This window comes from Alteromonas nitratireducens (assembly GCF_040812025.1).
GTDB lineage: Bacteria > Pseudomonadota > Gammaproteobacteria > Enterobacterales > Alteromonadaceae > Alteromonas > Alteromonas nitratireducens.
On sequence record NZ_JBFNPK010000011.1, the window covers coordinates 34,103 to 50,767 of the forward strand.

At 54.0% G+C, this 16,665-nt stretch carries 18 protein-coding genes; 11 read left to right on the plus strand and 7 right to left on the minus strand.

Annotated elements, in window-relative coordinates:
• Positions 1-75 precede the first annotated feature (75 nt).
• Together AB1N33_RS10850 and AB1N33_RS10855 are read left to right on the plus strand one after the other, a co-directional pair.
• A complete protein-coding gene (locus AB1N33_RS10850) occupies positions 76-1,275 on the plus strand; it encodes a lipoprotein-releasing ABC transporter permease subunit (RefSeq protein ID WP_411271571.1) in 1,200 nt (399 codons plus the stop codon).
• 65 nt (positions 1,276-1,340) lie between these two features.
• Entirely contained in the window at positions 1,341-1,910 is a 570-nt protein-coding gene (locus tag AB1N33_RS10855; protein WP_411271572.1) for a phosphoribosyltransferase, read from the plus strand.
• Here AB1N33_RS10855 and AB1N33_RS10860 read toward each other — a convergent pair.
• From AB1N33_RS10860 to AB1N33_RS10875, 4 genes are read right to left on the minus strand one after another with little or no spacing between them, the layout of a single operon-like run.
• Positions 1,907-2,641, minus strand: a complete 735-nt coding sequence (locus AB1N33_RS10860; RefSeq protein ID WP_411271573.1) for an aspartate/glutamate racemase family protein — start codon at positions 2,639-2,641, stop codon at positions 1,907-1,909. The two genes, AB1N33_RS10855 and AB1N33_RS10860, sit on opposite strands and share 4 nt — an antisense overlap.
• Positions 2,642-2,665: 24 nt before the next feature.
• Positions 2,666-3,310 (minus strand): energy-coupling factor ABC transporter permease, encoded by a 645-nt coding sequence (locus tag AB1N33_RS10865; protein WP_411271574.1) that lies wholly within the window; start codon positions 3,308-3,310, stop codon positions 2,666-2,668.
• 14 nt (positions 3,311-3,324) lie between these two features.
• Positions 3,325-4,134, minus strand: coding sequence for an exodeoxyribonuclease III (gene xthA, locus AB1N33_RS10870; RefSeq protein ID WP_411271575.1), 810 nt, complete (start codon positions 4,132-4,134; stop codon positions 3,325-3,327).
• A 36-nt stretch (positions 4,135-4,170) separates the two neighbouring features.
• The gene (locus AB1N33_RS10875; RefSeq protein ID WP_411271576.1) at positions 4,171-4,785 is read right to left on the minus strand and encodes a biliverdin-producing heme oxygenase; all 615 of its coding nucleotides are present in this window, start codon (positions 4,783-4,785) and stop codon (positions 4,171-4,173) included.
• A 144-nt stretch (positions 4,786-4,929) separates the two neighbouring features.
• Between AB1N33_RS10875 and AB1N33_RS10880 the strand changes: the two genes are divergently transcribed.
• Positions 4,930-5,343 carry a DUF2750 domain-containing protein gene (locus AB1N33_RS10880; protein ID WP_411271577.1) on the plus strand — a complete coding sequence of 138 codons (414 nt, stop codon included), beginning with the start codon at positions 4,930-4,932 and terminating at the stop codon, positions 5,341-5,343.
• On the plus strand, positions 5,333-5,734 hold the full coding sequence (locus tag AB1N33_RS10885) for a SufE family protein (protein ID WP_411271578.1): 402 nt from the start codon (positions 5,333-5,335) through the stop codon (positions 5,732-5,734). The genes AB1N33_RS10880 and AB1N33_RS10885 overlap by 11 nt, the downstream gene beginning before the upstream one ends.
• On the opposite strand, the gene AB1N33_RS10890 is transcribed toward AB1N33_RS10885, so the two are convergent.
• Positions 5,723-6,961, minus strand: a complete 1,239-nt coding sequence (locus AB1N33_RS10890) for a glycosyltransferase (protein WP_411271579.1) — start codon at positions 6,959-6,961, stop codon at positions 5,723-5,725. The genes AB1N33_RS10885 and AB1N33_RS10890 overlap by 12 nt on opposite strands.
• A 93-nt stretch (positions 6,962-7,054) precedes the next feature.
• Between AB1N33_RS10890 and AB1N33_RS10895 the strand changes: the two genes are divergently transcribed.
• Both AB1N33_RS10895 and AB1N33_RS10900 read left to right on the plus strand, forming a co-directional pair.
• On the plus strand, positions 7,055-8,080 hold the full coding sequence (locus AB1N33_RS10895; protein WP_411271580.1) for a 2-dehydropantoate 2-reductase: 1,026 nt from the start codon (positions 7,055-7,057) through the stop codon (positions 8,078-8,080).
• 170 nt (positions 8,081-8,250) lie between these two features.
• Positions 8,251-9,096: an HDOD domain-containing protein gene (locus AB1N33_RS10900; RefSeq protein WP_411271641.1), complete on the plus strand. Its 846-nt coding sequence runs from the start codon at positions 8,251-8,253 to the stop codon at positions 9,094-9,096.
• Here AB1N33_RS10900 and AB1N33_RS10905 read toward each other — a convergent pair whose 3' ends face one another.
• Complete coding sequence (locus tag AB1N33_RS10905; protein ID WP_411271581.1) at positions 9,097-9,912, minus strand: acyl-CoA thioesterase; 816 nt, start codon at positions 9,910-9,912, stop codon at positions 9,097-9,099.
• A 164-nt stretch (positions 9,913-10,076) separates the two neighbouring features.
• On the opposite strand from AB1N33_RS10905, the gene AB1N33_RS10910 reads away from it, so the two are divergent.
• Both AB1N33_RS10910 and AB1N33_RS10915 read left to right on the plus strand, forming a co-directional pair.
• A complete protein-coding gene (locus AB1N33_RS10910) occupies positions 10,077-11,405 on the plus strand; it encodes a spinster family MFS transporter (protein ID WP_411271582.1) in 1,329 nt (442 codons plus the stop codon).
• A gap of 68 nt (positions 11,406-11,473) precedes the next feature.
• The gene (locus tag AB1N33_RS10915; RefSeq protein ID WP_411271583.1) at positions 11,474-12,292 is read left to right on the plus strand and encodes an alpha/beta fold hydrolase; all 819 of its coding nucleotides are present in this window, start codon (positions 11,474-11,476) and stop codon (positions 12,290-12,292) included.
• A gap of 1 nt (position 12,293) precedes the next feature.
• Here AB1N33_RS10915 and glgC read toward each other — a convergent pair whose 3' ends face one another.
• The gene (gene glgC / locus AB1N33_RS10920; RefSeq protein WP_411271584.1) at positions 12,294-13,574 is read right to left on the minus strand and encodes a glucose-1-phosphate adenylyltransferase; all 1,281 of its coding nucleotides are present in this window, start codon (positions 13,572-13,574) and stop codon (positions 12,294-12,296) included.
• Between the two features lie 172 nt (positions 13,575-13,746).
• On the opposite strand from glgC, the gene AB1N33_RS10925 reads away from it, so the two are divergent.
• The 3 genes from AB1N33_RS10925 to AB1N33_RS10935 all read left to right on the plus strand — a co-directional run bounded on the left by AB1N33_RS10925 (position 13,747) and on the right by AB1N33_RS10935 (position 16,649).
• The gene (locus AB1N33_RS10925) at positions 13,747-14,721 is read left to right on the plus strand and encodes a nucleoside hydrolase (RefSeq protein ID WP_411271585.1); all 975 of its coding nucleotides are present in this window, start codon (positions 13,747-13,749) and stop codon (positions 14,719-14,721) included.
• A gap of 45 nt (positions 14,722-14,766) precedes the next feature.
• Positions 14,767-15,300, plus strand: coding sequence for an SRPBCC family protein (locus AB1N33_RS10930; protein WP_411271586.1), 534 nt, complete (start codon positions 14,767-14,769; stop codon positions 15,298-15,300).
• Positions 15,301-15,473: 173 nt separating this feature from the next.
• Positions 15,474-16,649, plus strand: coding sequence for an MFS transporter (locus tag AB1N33_RS10935; protein ID WP_411271587.1), 1,176 nt, complete (start codon positions 15,474-15,476; stop codon positions 16,647-16,649).
• Positions 16,650-16,665 lie beyond the last annotated feature (16 nt).

Sequence of the window (16,665 nt, forward strand, 5' to 3'; positions counted from 1 at the left end):
ACGGGCAGCCTGTCGTTGTCATCCCGCGCTCTGGTTTGTTATTAACCGTTCATTTCGCAATTACTGATCCTGTGCATGTTTAGACCACCCTCAGCCTTTATTGCCCTTCGCTATGCCACTGCCGGCAAGCACAACAGCTTTGTGTCGTTCATTAATCGCTTTTCGGTTGCCGGGATAGCACTGGGGCTGTGTGCGCTGGTTATTGTGCTGTCGGTGATGAACGGCTTTGAAGCACAGCTTAAGGCCAGGGTACTGGGCATGGTGCCGCATGTTCTGGTAAAAGCCGCACCCGACGCCTTGCCATTCAGTGACATCGCCGGGGTACGTGGGGTTATGGCCTACCGCGAAACCGAAGGGGTGGTGCAGTCACGCCGGGGACTTCGGGGAGTACAATTGCAGGGCGTTGATCCGCAAGGCATGCAGCGTAACGCGCTGGTGGCCGAGCTGATTCAGCGAGGTCGGTTCAGTAATCTTGCGGCGGGTCAGTTTGTTGTCATCATCGGACGGGCACTGGCTACGCAACTGGAAGTAAACGTGGGTGACAGGCTGCGTGTTCTGGTGGCCGGCGCAAGTGTCTACACCCCTTTTGGCCGGCTGCCGAGCCAGCGCCTGGTGACGGTTGGCGGAATTTTCGATATGCGATCCCAGCTTGATGACAAGGTGGTTTATCTGCATCAGGATGATTTACGCCGGTTATTGCGACAGCCCGCCGCGACACCACCTGACACCCGGTTGTTTCTGGATGACGCCTTTGCTTATCAGCAGGTTGTTTCCGCATTGGCCGGGCAGGGAGTGGATGCCGAAAGCTGGCGTGCCCGTCAGGGGCCGCTGTTCGATGCGGTGAAAATGGAAAAGAACATGATGTTTCTGATGCTGCTGCTTATTATTGCGGTGGCTGCATTTAATATTGTGTCTGCGCTGGTCATGGTGGTCACCGAAAAACAGGGCGACATTGCGATATTGCAGTCCCAGGGTATGACCCGCGCCAGTGTACGTCGTATTTTCATGCTTAACGGCCTGTTTAATGGTGCCAAAGGCGCACTGATTGGCGTGGTGCTGGGCGTGGTAATTACCCTGCAACTGAATAACGTGCTTGCGTTGTTCAACGTGCCGCTGGCGCTGTCAGCCGACGGTAAAGGCGTACCAGTGGTGATGGAGCCGGGCCAGGTTGTGATGGTTACCCTTTTCGCACTGGGCTTGTGTCTGCTGGCCAGTGTGTATCCGGCGATCCGCGCCAGCCGGGTGATGCCGGCGACGGCACTGCAGAATGATTAAGGATGCAAAAAGCCAGTAAATTCACTATACTGCCCGCCCTTTTTTAAACCGGCTTAAGAGACGACATGAACAAGAACTTTATCACCTCGCAATCGTTGCTCCAGGATTCGTTCCGCCTGGCGGCTCAGGTGTTTGAGGACGGATTCAGACCTGACTTCATTATTGGGATCTGGCGGGGCGGTGCACCGATTGGCATTGCTGTTCAGGAGTTTTTTGAGTTTAAAAATGTGGCCACGGATCACATTGCGGTGAGAACCTCGTCTTACTACGGGATCAACCAGCAGTCCAAAGAGATTCGTGTGCATGGTCTGCACTACCTGGTCGAAAATGCCAACGCCGGTGACAAGCTGCTGATTGTTGACGATGTGTTTGACAGTGGCCGTAGTGTTGATGCGCTCATCAAGCAAATTGAAAAGCTGATGCGCCTGAACATGCCCAAAGACATTCGTATTGCGTGTCCGTGGTACAAACCACAGAACAACAAAACCGAGATCGTGCCGGATTATTACGTAAACGAAAGTGACGAGTGGCTGGTCTTCCCTCATGAACTCGCCGGTCTGAGCGAAGAGGAACTACGCGAGGGCAAGCACGAATTGTCTGACGTCATGGATTTGCTGTTTGACAGCAAAAACTAACCGGTCCGAAGCCTTTCTGTGTTCAGTGCAGCGCTGACCGCTGCACTGGCATGCAGTGTGGTTGTATCATAAAGCGGTACGGCCGTATCCTCTGGCTTCACCAGTAAGCCAATTTCTGTACAGCCCAGCGCCACGGCCTGAGCGCCCCGTTGTGACAGCTCGTCAATCACGTCAAGATAGCGCTGTCGAGAGGCCGGGCTGAAAGTACCGGCACACAGCTCATCAAAAATAATGCGATGAACCTCATCCTGCTGTGCATCATCGGGCACCAGCACCTCAATCCCCTTGCTTTGCAGGCGCTCGCGGTAAAACGCCTGTTGCATGGTAAAGCGGGTGCCGAGTAAGCCAATACGCGTAATACCATCGGCGTTAAGTGCCTGCACCAGTGCGTCGGCAATGTGCAAAAACGGGATCTGAATGCCGGCAGCAATCTCGTCAGCCACTTTGTGCATGGTGTTGGTACACAGCACAATAAGCTTGGCGCCGGCGGTTTCCAGTTTTCTGGCATGCTCGCGCAGCAGCGCTGCAGATGCGGCCCAGTCGTTCTGCTGTTGTTGCAGCGCAACCTCGGCAAAATCAACACTGCTCAGCAGTATCCGGGCAGAATGTAATCCGCCCAGACGCTGGTTTACCAGGCGATTGATCAGGCTGTAATAGGTTGCTGTGGACTCCCAGCTCATCCCGCCCAGCAGGCCGATGGTTTTAAGGGGAGGGGCGTGATGTGCTGTCATAGGTTGTGGTCCGCTTCCGATGGCTTACTTCCCATCAATATAAAACTTATCGTGAAAGGTATACACCCACTCAGGTTTGTAGATAACCAGCAATGTCATGGTCATCCCGTTTAAAAGCGCTTCAGGAAACAGCAGCAGGGGAATAAGCAGCAGGTAATTATCACTGACCGTGGTCCAGTTATAAATATCGTCGGTAAGGTAGTAGCCGCCCAGTAATGCGGTTTTCAGCGCAATGCTCATTGCTGCCGGGAAAAACGCGCACAGGAAAATGTAGATAAACAGGTTGCGCGGAATGCGATGGAACGTGACGCTGTAAATCACGTAGGTGACGGCAACGGGAACCAGAATGCCCGTGACGGCATTCACCCCCAGCATTTGCCAGCTTTCGAACCCGGCTACGGTGATCCCGGTCAGGGTCAGAGAGGCAGCCAGAATGGCATAGCGAAAACCGAGTGTCAGGGTGACCGCGCTGAGCCATAAAAAATGCACATCCAGTCCGTCAAAAATACCGGCGCGAAACAGCCAGAGGACGAATAACGCGGCCGCGCTGCCAAACACCAGGTGCTGGCGTAAACGGTTGGTTTTGAATTCACTGAAGCTCAGGCTGCGAAGGATCGCAGCCAGGCTGATGCCCCACAGCAGATAACCGGTAAGTTGTAGTGAGGTCAAGGCTCGCTCCTGTCTTACAGTCCAAAGGTTGCCCATACAGGGGCATGGTCAGACGGCTTGTCGATACCCCGCAGTTCATAATCTATCCCCGCGTCGCTCAGCTGGTCCTGCACAGAACGGGTACACAGAATATGGTCGATACGCAGGCCGCGATTGTCATCAAAGCCCCGTGAGCGGTAGTCAAACCACGAGAAACGGTCGTCTGTGTCAGGGTAAAGTGTCCGGAAACTGTCGGTGAGTCCCCATGCATAAAGGCGGTCGTACCATTCCCGCTCTTCCGGCAGGAAACTGCATTTACCGGTTTTCAGCCAGCGTTTGCGGTTCTGTTCACCAATACCAATATCCCGATCAGACGGGGATATGTTCATGTCGCCCATGATGATCACATTATCGTCAGGGCTGTGCGAGGTGGTGAGGTAGCTCATCAGATCCTGATAGAACTTACGCTTGGCCGGATATTTTGTCTCGTGCGCCTGGTTCTCCCCCTGTGGGAAGTAGCCGTTCAGCAGGGTCACGGGTGTCCCCTGGCTGTCTTTAAGTGTCATCATGATCATACGGCGCTGTGCATCTTCATCGTCAGTCGGAAACCCATAGGTAACGGACTCTGGTTCCTGTCTGGACAGGAAAGCCACACCGTAATGGGCTTTCTGGCCATGAAAGTACACGTGATATCCCATAGCGCGGATGTCGTCTACCGGGAATGCGTCGTTGTGGACTTTGATTTCCTGCAGGCCAATAACATCAGGCTGGTGTTTGTCGATGATGGCCTGTAACTGATGAAGGCGGGCCCGGATGCCGTTGATATTGAAAGAAATGATTTTCATACTGCTGCAAACTTAAGAAAAAGTAGCAATATCGTATCAGATGTTCGCGATTGACTTAACCGTAACCTGTCCCGTGACGTCGCGCTCTGCCGCGAGGTGAAGCAGTGCGTCGAACAGTGCACTGGCCGCGCTCGCCACGGCGGTATCGCTGACCCCTGCCTGCTGACAACGGCTGCCCAGGGTTGCGGTAAAGCGGGACCATCCGCGGCTCTGGGTTTTCATCAGGGTATAGTACTGGTGCGGTAGCGTGGGGGCTGTGTGTTTGAGCCACTGACAAATCCGGATTGCGCCCAGTGAGGACCCCAGCCAGACATACTGTGCGCCAATGGCACAGGCGCTGTCTGAACCGACGACCGCCAGCGGTGCAGGGCAGAGCAGCGTGTCAGCCTGAATGCCCAGGGCGTTAAGGTCTGCGTCGAGTGCCGCAAGGACATTGTCGGTAGACAGTGCAAACGGCGTGGTCACTCGCGGGCCGGACAGCCAGTGACGGCTCATCGCATGAAACTGATATAAAACGATAAGCACGTCGGCATAAACACCTACTTCCAGCGGGCGGTCCTGCAAAAAGTGACAAAAAGGGTAGCGGCTTTCCAGTGCCGCTTGCAGGGGCCGTGTATGTGCGCGCAGGGTTGTCAGAATATCCGGTTCCATGCGGACCTTTAAAAGGGGACGTAATACACTGAGCATACGCACAGTCAGTGCAGAATTAAAGTCTGCACGGCGGTTGTCGGGGATGTAATTGTCTGATCACCCACGTATAATCACGCACCATCATTTTGCCACCGGTAACAACACGTGTTCCCAAACTCTCTGACCGAAAAACTTGCTGCGCCCGTCATTGCGCAATCGCTGGAGCTGGACTCCGAATCACGGTATGCGCTGTTTTTAACCTACATTCCCAAATCAGACGAGGTCTGGCTGTTGCAGGGCGACGCGGGCTTTTTAATGATGGAAGAGGCCGGACAGACGTTGTTACCGGTGTTTCCCCATCGCGATCTGGCGCAGCGCTGGTGCGATGACAAAACTGCAGCGGGTGAGCAAACCGGCGAGTCACAGCCTGTTGCAGTACCACTGACCGCATTTTGTGACACCTGGCTGCCAGGCCTGGACAAAAATGCAGTGGCGTTGCTGGTGTTTCCCGTGGTCGGGGCTGAAAACGATCATCTGGTTTCTGCCGCGGACATGCTGGCCGACATCCGTGACGAATAGCGAGTTCCAGCCCGGTCCACTTGCCCGCTCATTAATGGCGGCGAGAGGCTGGGACGAGTCAGTACGCGCCATCATGCTGGCGGGAAAATCGCTGAGCGTTCTTCCCGAGTCCGGGCGACAGCCGGAAAACCGCGTCGATGGTTGTGACAGTCAGGTATGGATTGCCCGGTGCGGTCCCGCTGATGCACCGTTTCAGGCCTACTCCGACAGCAAAATACTGCGTGGTGTACTGGCTATTCTGCTGGAACAGGCCAATCGGCTGTCGCACCAGCAACAGCTCACGTTTGACTATGATGGATTTATGCGCGCATGTGGTCTGGAACGGTATCTCAGCCAGTCACGCAACAACGGTATCCGGCATGTTGTTGCGCGCCTGCGGTCATTGTCCTGAGTCGTGGGTATTTTTTGCTTCAATCCATTGCGACATGTACTGCGTGCTGCGCAGTGTATGATGCCACAGCATGCCCTGCAGATAGCGGGCGCGGCGAAACGCATCCGGATCTTTTAGCAGTGCGTCCAGCCGGGCCAGCAGGGTATCGGCGTCGGGCTGATTCAGATACTGCGCAATGCATGGCTGCGTGGCAGCCTGAGCATGTTGCCAGCGCGCCGGGTCGGTATACAGCGCCACCGCCTCACGGGCAAACTCGTCAGCGTCGTCACTGACTGCACCGGGCCAGTCAGTGGCACTGGCGATGCCCTCTGCGCCAATTGATGTGGTCACACTTGGTGTACCCAGTGCCATGGCGCTTAACAACTTACCCTTCACTCCGGCTCCAAACCGCAGCGGGGCCAGCAAAACGCGAGCCTGACGGATAACTTCGCTGGCATCATCTGCCCAGCCTTCAATGAAAAAGCCGCGAGCCGGGTTATGCATTGCCGTCGCCTTTTTCGGCGGGTAAGCACCGTAAATACGCAATACAGCCGAGGGCAGCGCTTTACGAATGGCCGGCCAGCATTGCTGTAGCTGCAGTACGGCGTCCCAGTTCGGGGCGTGGCGAAAATTGCCAATGAAAACGAAATCGCTGCGTGCATCGAAACCGCGAGGCTCATTCTCTGCAGCAATCACCGGAAGCGGATGGTAGACCAGTTGATCCGGCGGTACACCTAACTCCTGGGACAGCAGTCGCTGCTCTTCACGTGATACCAGAAGGGTCAGGTCACTGCGCAGAATACTGGCCAGCTCCCGCTGCATCAGTGTGGTGTTAAGCGATGCCTGACTGGCTGGCAGGCCGCTCTTTACTGCGTCGTGACGGGCATTACGCAGAAAATGCAAATCTTCGGTGTTGAGGATCCGGATCGCATCCGGGCAGGCCCGACGCACCCGCCAGGAAAACTGTTCTTCCGTCATGTAACGGTCAAAAATAACCAGCGATGGATTGAGCTCAGCCAGTTGCTCATCAAAACTGGAACAATTCAGTGACACCGGGATTGCGCTGACTCCCAGCGCACTCAGATCGGCTTTGTGCGCACTGTCGGCCGCCGCAGTCATAAACGTCACCTGCATACCCGCATCGGTAAGCTGACGCATCAGGGCCATCATGTTCTGGCCAGCGGCAGAGGAATCCGGCTCTGGCCAGACATAGCCGATAATTACAGCAGATATTGAGAATGAGGACATAGTAACAGTATAGTGGAGATTAATTGCCAGCGGAGTGTAGCAGAGCCGATCGTCTGACGCACCCGGAGAAGTGTTCCTTACCAGAGGCGTATTATGCATCATGTGATTGTCGGCAGTGGCCTGATAGGCAGCTATCTTGGTTGTATGCTTAGTGAGAATGGTGAACAGGTCAGTGTGGTCGCACGCGGTAGCTGGGCAAAGCGCCTTTCTTCTGCGGTGCAGGTGTCAGATTACACCGGTAAACAGTGCCGCTGCGGTCCGCTGCCATTGCATGATATCACCAGTAACACCGGCGGCGCGCCGGATGTGATTTGGCTGACGGTAAAGTGCACGGCGGTAGACAGCGCCATCGAGACGCTGAAACTGATTGCCGGCCCTAAAACCCGGATCCTGTGCTGCCAGAATGGCATTGGCAGTCACCAGAGTGTGCAGGCAGCATTTCCTCATCACACCGTATTGCGCGTAATGGTGCCGTTTAATGTGGTGTGGCAGGAGCCAGACAGGTTGCACCGGGGCTCAGAGGGCACCCTGGTTATTGAACAACACCACGATGCCGGTGCACTGCAGAAGGCGCTGCAGCATGCCATGCTGCCGGTAGCGGTTGCCGATGACATTGAAGCCGTGCAATGGGCCAAGTTACAGCTGAATCTTGGCAACGGCGTCAATGCGCTGGCTGATATTCCGGTCAAAGCGATGCTGTCAGAACGTGGCTACCGCCGCATTATTGCTGATCTTATGGCAGAGTTACTGACGGTCTGTGCAGCCGCCGGACGGCCACTGCCTAAAGTGGCAAAACTGCCGGGGCACTGGCTGCCACATCTGTTACGTCTGCCTGACTGGCTGTTTTCCCGTCTGGCCTCACAGATGCTGGCTATCGATCCCAATGTCAAAACCTCCATGTGGTGGGATATTCAGGCAGGCAATACGACAGAACAGGATTACCTTTATGGGGCGGTCGTGCGTGAAGGCCAGCGTCTTGGTATCCCGTGCCCGTGGAATGCGGCCATGCAGTCATTGCTTCGAGGGGCTGAAAAGCAGCGCAGGGAAACCGGCCGTCACAGCGGCTTTTCTGCCCAAGCATTACGCCGGCAACTGGAAACGCAGATAAACCGGCGTTAAAACGCTTTCCGACGCTACCATTTACGCGTTAATGGTGAGAAAATATTGCCGCTTCAATGAGATTAGCCTATATCTTAGACAAGGTAGCGTGGAATAATCACCCATTGATGTTACAGGGACCAACTTAGTAATCCATGGAGTGGTAGGATTACCCGGAGTTTGCCGCAATGATGAACATTGAAGAGACGGTATCACAAGCCAGCGAACTGTTTGTTCTGCCCGATTCAGTAACCAGGCTGAAAGCCTGTATGGACGATGAGGCCGCCAGTATCGACGATGTTGCCGATATCATTGCCTTTGACCCGTCACTTGCCACGCAACTGCTCAAAGTCGCAAACTCGGCGTTATACCGTTTCCCCAACAAAGTCGAAACCATCAGCAAAGCCCTTCAGGTTATCGGCACTCGGTCGGCCTATGATCTGGCACTGGCGTACGGTGTCAGTCACGCGTTCAGCGATATTGATGCAAAAGTCATTGATATGGATAAATTCTGGGAACAGAGCGTGTCCTGTGGTCTGCTGGCGAAGTATTTCGCCGACCAGCAAAAATACCGTGAGCCTGAAAGACTGTTTGTTGCCGGCCTGCTGCACCATATTGGTGAGCTGGTGATTGTGGCGCTGGCGCCGGATAAGGCGCGTCGTTGTCTGGAGTTTAACGCCCGTGTCGCTCCCCATGATTTGCAGGAAGCCACCCTTGGCTTCAGTTACACCGCGTTGTCGTCGCGCCTGATCGAAAACTGGGGGATCCCTGAAAGTATTTATGCGCCCATTGCGGCCATTAACCTGCCTCATGCGCAAATGACCTCGCTCGACGCGAAGATCCTTCAGTTAAGTTATGTACTGGCGCTGGATAATGTAAATCCCGATATCTATCCCAGTTATAACAACCTCGACCCGGCACAGCACGAAGCGCTGGATCTGGACAGAGAAGATCTTGAAGATGCCCTGGATATTACAAACCTGCAGTGCATCTCGGTGATTTCGCTGTTTAATCCCAGCGCGTTCATGCTTTATTGATCAGTCAAAAATTGCCACGGTCTGACGGCTGAGCGCAATCACTTCATTGTCTTTATCCCAGATGGTCGCCTCGGTGTGGCCATAACCATCTGCGGCATGCCGGGTATGGGCTTTATAAGCAAACCAGTCATCCGGTGCAACCGGCTTATGCGGGTGGACAAATTCCAGGTTCCAGCTGACCGTACTGGCGGGTGCCGGCAGCTTCATCATTTGTAGCAGGGTAGGAGGCCAGGCGTCGATCATGGTAATGATGTGGGCGTCATTAATGCTGGCAGGCGGCTTTTTAAACCGCATAAATCCATGGTATACGCTGGTTTTTCTCCGCGTAAACGGCACGCCGCCCTCATCAATGGCCAAATCGAAATGACGCAGGAATTTGGGCGTGACTTTTGGAATTTGCGGGATGAACTTGGCTTTCTGAGGCGGTGCCATGTCGTGACGCTCATGATTCGGCACCTCGACCGACGACTTGCGCGCAATGCCAAAGCAGGCCTGACTCATCACGCAAACACGGTCATTCTGCATCGCCTGTGCAATAAACTGCGATACGTTGGCCCCTTCACGCAGCAGCGTGACTTCAATGCTAAACGGCTCGTCAACCGCCAGCGGACCGATGAAATTGGTGGTGAATGAGCGAAGCACCCGTTCAGCGCTGACACGCTGACGAATCGCGCTGTAAAGCATACCGGCTGAGATCCCGCCAAATGCAGTGCGCCCCTGTGCCCAGTCTTTCGGAATGATAAGGTTGTTACATTGCCACCGCTGGTGACCGGTTTCGGTCAGCGCGGGGAGAGAAAGCAGGTCATCTACTGTCATGATTCTGGTCCGATGAGTATTTGCCGATATCCTATCTTATAAGCGGGAAGCCGCCAATCCAGACCACTACATTCTTATTTATGTTAACAAATAAATAACATTGACTTGTTATCTGAGGCTGCGACTGCCTAGACTGGAAGCTAAACCATTGATGAGGTCCGGCAATGAAGTCAGAGGCGGTAATGCAATCGGGAGCCACCACGCAACCAACGCGACTATACCGAAACTACGTGTTGTTTATTCTGACACTGGTATATGCGTTCAACTTTATCGACAGGCAAATCATCGGCATCCTGTCGCCCTTTATTAAAGCCGATCTTGGGCTGGACGACGCCCAGCTTGGCTGGCTGAAGGGCATCTACTTTGCACTGCTGTACACCATCGTGGGTATTCCTATTGCGTGGCTTGCAGACCGCTATAACCGGGTCAATATTATCGGTATTTCATTAACCCTCTGGAGCGGGTTTACGGCAGCATCGGGGCTGGCAGCGAACTACCTGCATCTGGCGCTGGCCCGTATTGGTGTCGGGATTGGAGAGGCCGGGGGTAGTCCACCGTCTCACAGTATCATTTCAGATCTGTTTCCAAAGGAAAAACGTGCTGGCGCGCTGGCCATCTATTCGCTGGGTATTCCTTTTGGCATCATGCTCGCGTTTTTTGCGTCTGCGTTCTTTTTACAGGGTGGCGCTGCTGACTGGCGTACGGTGATGATCAGCGTGGGGCTGCCAGGCGTTGCGCTGGCGCTGCTGCTGAAATTCACGGTTAAAGAGCCACAGCGGACCGGGGCAACCAAAGTGTCGGACAAGCCAGGCCCCTCGGTGGGTGAGTCTGTCAAAACCCTGCTAAAAATACCCACCTGGTGGGGCATGGCACTGGGCATTTCGTTTGGCTCGTTCGGTAACTATGCCATTTCGACCTGGATCATTGACTATTATGTGCGTGCTTTCTCCGGGCTCGACATTACCCTGCTGTTAGTCGTCTTCGGGATCACCAACGGTACAGCCTATGCCGCCGGCGTATGGCTTGGCGGTGTTATCGCGGATAAATGGGGGGCCAAAAACCGTAAGGCGTATGCACTGCTACCAGCCTATGCCCTGATAGTTGGTGTGCCTGCATTCTATTATTCGCTGCAGGTACAGGATCTGTGGCTGTCCGTTGCCTTGCTGACGGTATTGCTGTTCACCAGCGGTATGTATTTCGGTCCGTGTTTTGCTATGGCACAAACGCTGGCGCCGGTGAACGTGAGAGCGATGTCGACGGCACTGTTTTTCTTCGTTCTTAATATTATCGCGTTAGGGGGCGGGCCTACGATCACGGGGATTATCAGTGAAGCGCTGATGCCCAGCCTCGGAGAAATAGAAGCATTACGCATGGCGTTAGTCTATCTGGTTGTGCCGTACGTGCTATCTATTATTGTCTTTTTCTGGACCAGCCGTAAAATTGAGAAAGACTGGGATCTGGCGGAACAGCGCGAAGCGTCTCATCTCTCCTAGTCGGTTTTTCTTGAATTAAAAGGGACAGCGACAGGGCTGTCCCTTTGTCGTTGCTAACAGGAGTTTGTGTGTCCAGTCAACCCTCACCCGTGACCTTTCATTTTGCACATGCTAACGGCTTTCCTGCGGGCAGTTACCGAACACTGTTTGGTTACCTGCCATCCGACTGGCAATGCCTGAGTATTGAGAGGTTAGGGCATTCACCGCGTTATCCGGTTAATAAGAACTGGCAAAACCTGGTGCAGGAGGTGATCGACAACGTAAAACGGCACAACGTCGGGGGCGGAGTCTATGCCGTCGGCCACTCGTTCGGTGCTGTGGTGTCTTACATGGCGGCCTGTCAGCAGCCTGAGTTGTTTCGTGGGTTAATCATGCTTGACCCACCGCTGGTGACCGGGCCTTACCGTCACGCCGTGCGACTCGCAAAAATGACACCACTGATTGATAAGATGACGCCAGCTGGCTTATCCAAATCGCGCAATGCGCGTTGGCCTGCGGACACGGATCTGGTGGCGTATTTTGCTAAGAAAGGCTTGTTTAAACACATGGACAGGCGCTGTATAGCAGACTACGTTAACGCCGTGGCAGAGCGCGATGGAGACGACTGGGTACTGGGTTTCAGGCCCGAGGTGGAAACGGCGATTTTCCGTCATGTGCCTCACAATCTGTCGTCTTTTTCAGGCAAACTGCGGTGCCCGGCGGTGCTGGTAACCGGCGAGCACACCAATGTGTGCGTACCGGCTATGCGCAACCGGTTTATTAAAGCCAATAAACTGGAACACACGCGGTTGCCCGGCGGGCATATGTTTCCGCTCGAGCACCCTAAAGCAGTGGCTGACTTTCTGGTGTCACAGATAAATCAGTGGGAGCAGGCGGGTAACGCCTGACTCAGCCTTTTGGCGGGCGAATACCGCCTACCGGCAGCCCCAGCATTTCCCGCGTAACCAGAACCACCCCTTTATCAGACACACGGAAGCCGCGGGCGCGATCTTCATCATGGTTGTAACCAATCACAGTGCCTTCCGGAATAACACAGCCGCGGTCAATCACAACCTTGCGTAGCTTACAATGGCGCTTTATTTCCACGTCAGGCAGGATAACGGCTTCTTCGATCAGTCCGTAAGAATGGACGCGCACATTGGAGAAACAGATAGAATTTCGCAGTGTGGAGCCGGAAATGATGCACCCCCCTGACACCACAGAGTTAATCGCCTCACCACGGCGATCTTTATCTTCCCATACGAATTTAGCTGGCGGCAGTTGCTCCTGATAAGTCCAGATTGGCCAGGTACGATCATACAGGTTCAGTTGTGGCACCGGTGCGACCATTTCCATATTCGCCTCCCAGAACGAGTCAATGGTACCCACATCGCGCCAGTAGGCGTCGTCGTTACCGCTCTTTTCAAACGGGAACGCATAGACCGGATGATCCTTGATGATAGATGGGATAATGTCCTTGCCAAAGTCTCGCTGCGAGCCTTCTTTTTCTGCGTCTTTACTGAGCTGTTCAAACAAAAACTCAGTGTCGAAGACGTAGTTGCCCATCGACGCCAGACAGCGCGACGCGTCGCCCGGTAGCGGGGTAGGGTTGGCAGGCTTTTCCTCAAAACCATGAATTCGCAGGCTTTCATCCACCGACATCACGCCAAACGCACCAGCGGCTTCTTCTACCGGTACTGACATACAGGAAACGGTCATCTTGGCACCGGTTTCGACATGGTGGGCCAGCATGTCACCGTAATCCATGCGGTAAATGTGGTCGCCGGATAAAATCATGACATATTTGGGTAATTCATTACGGATAATGTCGATGTTCTGGAATACCGCATCGGCGGTGCCTTCATACCAGCTTTCAGAGAAACGCTGTGATGCCGGCAGAATTTCAATCGATTCTCCGAGTTCCTTTTTAAAATGTCCCCAGCCGCGCACCAGGTGACGGATAAGAGAGTGCGACTTGTACTGGGTAACAACACCGACGCGACGGATGCCAGAGTTAATACAATTGGACAGCGGGAAATCGATAATGCGGAACTTTCCGCCAAAATACAGGGCCGGTTTGGCGCGCCAGTTGGTCAGCTCATGTAATCGCGATCCTTTACCGCCGGCGAGAATAAGTGCGTAGGTATCACGGGTGAGATTACTGATATAACGTGAGCTGTGGTCTGCCATAATTGAGGCCTCCTGGCGTAAATGTGTGTCGGAAATCCCGAGAAAGCATTTTTGTAAGCGCTTTCATTATGTAAATTTTACTATTACATAACAATATTTAAAAAGCTATTAACTATCTAACCGGATTGCAAGTTATTACACTAGCGGTTTTCGATAAAAAGGACGCATCCTGATGACCAGAAAAGTGATTTTTGATCACGACGGCGGCATTGATGATCTGATTTCGCTGCTTTTACTGTTACGTTTACCGGATATTGAGGTCGTCGGGGTGTTAATCACACCTGCAGACTGCTACCCCGATGATGCGCTGAAAAGTACCCGCCTGCTGTTATCGTTAACCGGTAATGCCGATATTCCGGTGGCAGTAGGGACTCTGTGCGGGCCGAATCCGTTTCCGCCAGACTGGCGCGCGCAGCCGCGTGTTTGTCATTCTCTGCCGCTGATGTTGCGTACTAAGGTGGTGGCTGACAATGTCAGCGAAAAGCCAGCGCATCAGTGGCTGGCTGATTATCTGGCTGACAGTGGTTCTGCGGTTACGGTAGTGATGACCGGGCCCGCGACCAATCTGGCAGCGGTGATCAACACGTCGCCAGAGTGTACATCTGCCATTGATGAGGTGATCTGGATGGGCGGGGCAGTCAGTGTGCGGGGCAATGTGGCGATGCATGATCATAACGGGTCGGCAGAATGGAATGCCTACTGGGACCCTAATGCCACAAAAACGCTAATCGATAGCGGTCTGAACCTGTTGCTGGTGCCACTTGATGCAACGAATGCGCTGCCGGTAGACCGTGACTTTCTTATCCGGCTGGCCCAACAGCATTCACCGGTATCTGACTTGGCGGGACAATTCTGGGCAGCCACGGTAACTGCTATCCCGTCTTATGAGTTCACCTACTTCCTCTGGGATGTGCTGTCGGTCAGTATGCTGGCACTGCCGTCAGACAGTTATCGCGAACGTACTGCGCCTCTGGTGGCGGAAACCGCCACGCCGAAGGCGGGACAAACGCGCATTGATGACCGTGCTGGCCGTCCGACACGCTGGGTCAGTGAGGTTGATGCCGGTACTGTCATAGCCCTGGTTTTACATTATCTGAGCGGAGAATTTGACAAAAAGCCCGTGCCATTTGTTAAATCTATGTTATAGAATGCATTTGAGTGATAGTTCACATGGACCGCAAGGGAGCCCACCATGGCAATACTGAAAAAACTGATCCTGTTAGTCGCTGGTGTACTGATTTTGTTTACTCTGGTTGGCTTTTTCCTCCCCGCCAGTTATGCCATTGAGCGCAGTATTGTTATTAATGCGCCGGCCTCGTCGGTATACCCGTATGTGGTTGACCTGAAAGCATGGCAGCAATGGGGCGTATGGTTTAAGCGGGATCCGCAGATGGAAATTTCCTATGCCGGTCCCGATCGCGCTATTGGTATGCGGTCTGAGTGGCGCAGTGACACGGAAGGCAATGGCGAAATGGAGATCACGCAGCTCGAGCATAACCGCAAGGTGGTGTATCGTCTGTATTTTCCTGAGTTTGATATGGGCTCGACCGGGACCATGGAAATGATACCGGTCGACGAAGGGACGCGGGTGGTCTGGATTGATGCCGGTTCAGTTGGCAGAAACCCGGTTGACCGCTATTTTGTGCTGATGATGGACAGCCTGATTGGGCCAGACTTTGAGCTCGGCCTGGAAAATTTGAAAACCGTGGTTGAAAACCAGGGATAATCGTTTCCCGCGTCTGTATTATGGTCAGGAGCAGGCCTCGTGGTTCGCGCTCCAGGCCCTTTCTTATGCCCGTCTCTCTGCGCTACATTGAGCTAACTCACTGATCTTTTTGCAGTTACGTTCCGTATTTGTTGTTATTCTATTGTGATGTTGAGCCGCTGGGAGGCGCGTCTGTGACGCTCAGTGATAAAGCAAAACTGGTCACCGGACTGGCCTTTAACAAGCTGGCGGATTTACTGGTCTCTGCCAAAAGTACCTTACCGGCACTGATGCTGATGGTGGGGGCGCCCCCCTGGATGATTGGCTGGCTGGTACCGATTCGTGAATCTGGTGCATTACTGCCACAGGCCGCACTAGGCATGCTGCTGCGGCGTTATGCGCCGCGCCATCCTGTATGGCGAACCGGCATGTTAATTCAGATTGCGTCTGTCATGGTCATGGTGCTAAGCGCGCTCACTTTATCCGGTAGCAGTGCAGGTTATACCATTCTGGCGGCGCTGGTCACCTTGAGTCTCGGACGCTCTGCATGTTCGCTTACCTTCAAAGACATTGAAGCCAGTGTGGTGCCAAAAGGCGAGCGAGGCCGTTTGATTGGGATTGCCTCTACGGTGTCGGGCGTGACCACACTGATCGTCGCCGTCCCGCTGGTGTATTTCCAGAAGCAGCTGGGTGACGGCGTGACCACAGGTCTCATTGTAATTGCCGCGCTGGCCTTTTTTCTGAGTTTCGTTTTCGTATTTGGCCTTAAAACGTATGTAGAAAACGAGAACAGTGACAACTCCCGGCATACCAGCTTCTGGCAGTTTGATGCCGTGGTTTACCGGTTTGTTCTGGTGCGTGGTTTGTTCGTGCATTCTGCCCTGGTTGCCCCGTATTTTATGCTGGAAAGCGGGTACGATGCGCAGCGCCTGCTACCACTGTACCTGGCTGCCCAGGCGGGGGCGACCATGCTCTCGTCGATGGTATGGGGGGCGTTGGCTGATCGCAGTGCCGTGCGTACACTGCAATTGTCTGGTGGCCTGGCTGTTCTTGCGTGTGTGGGATTACTGGTGCTTGATGTACAGTCGTTGTGGATTTCAGGTGCGCTGTTCTTCGTGTTGTCTATTGCCCATGCGGGGGTGCGTACCGGGCGTAAAACTTACAGCCTGGACGTGAAAGAAGGCCAGGGAAGAACTGAGCTGGTTGCGTTTTCGAATACCGCCATTGGCATCATCCTGCTGGCGTTTGGGGCGCTGTACGCCGCGCTGACGCCACTACTCTCGTTTTCTGTGGTGTATATCATGACAGCCGTGTTGGTGGTCGCGGTGTTACTGAGTGTGGCATTGCCAAAGGAAAAAGGTGGGGAGTAAAAGGCGGATAGCCTGT

Bases quoted from the DNA above. Each gene is read 5' to 3' on its own strand.
- AB1N33_RS10850 (WP_411271571.1), top strand. From the start codon at position 76: ATGTTTAGACCACCCTCAGCCTTTATTGCCCTTCGCTATGCCACTGCC.
- AB1N33_RS10855 (WP_411271572.1), top strand. From the start codon at position 1,341: ATGAACAAGAACTTTATCACCTCGCAATCGTTGCTCCAGGATTCGTTC.
- AB1N33_RS10860 (WP_411271573.1), bottom strand. From the start codon at position 2,641: ATGACAGCACATCACGCCCCTCCCCTTAAAACCATCGGCCTGCTGGGC.
- xthA (WP_411271575.1), bottom strand. From the start codon at position 4,134: ATGAAAATCATTTCTTTCAATATCAACGGCATCCGGGCCCGCCTTCAT.
- AB1N33_RS10875 (WP_411271576.1), bottom strand. From the start codon at position 4,785: ATGGAACCGGATATTCTGACAACCCTGCGCGCACATACACGGCCCCTG.
- AB1N33_RS10890 (WP_411271579.1), bottom strand. From the start codon at position 6,961: ATGTCCTCATTCTCAATATCTGCTGTAATTATCGGCTATGTCTGGCCA.
- AB1N33_RS10895 (WP_411271580.1), top strand. From the start codon at position 7,055: ATGCATCATGTGATTGTCGGCAGTGGCCTGATAGGCAGCTATCTTGGT.
- AB1N33_RS10900 (WP_411271641.1), top strand. From the start codon at position 8,251: ATGAACATTGAAGAGACGGTATCACAAGCCAGCGAACTGTTTGTTCTG.
- AB1N33_RS10905 (WP_411271581.1), bottom strand. From the start codon at position 9,912: ATGACAGTAGATGACCTGCTTTCTCTCCCCGCGCTGACCGAAACCGGT.
- AB1N33_RS10910 (WP_411271582.1), top strand. From the start codon at position 10,077: ATGAAGTCAGAGGCGGTAATGCAATCGGGAGCCACCACGCAACCAACG.
- glgC (WP_411271584.1), bottom strand. From the start codon at position 13,574: ATGGCAGACCACAGCTCACGTTATATCAGTAATCTCACCCGTGATACC.
- AB1N33_RS10925 (WP_411271585.1), top strand. From the start codon at position 13,747: ATGACCAGAAAAGTGATTTTTGATCACGACGGCGGCATTGATGATCTG.
- AB1N33_RS10930 (WP_411271586.1), top strand. From the start codon at position 14,767: ATGGCAATACTGAAAAAACTGATCCTGTTAGTCGCTGGTGTACTGATT.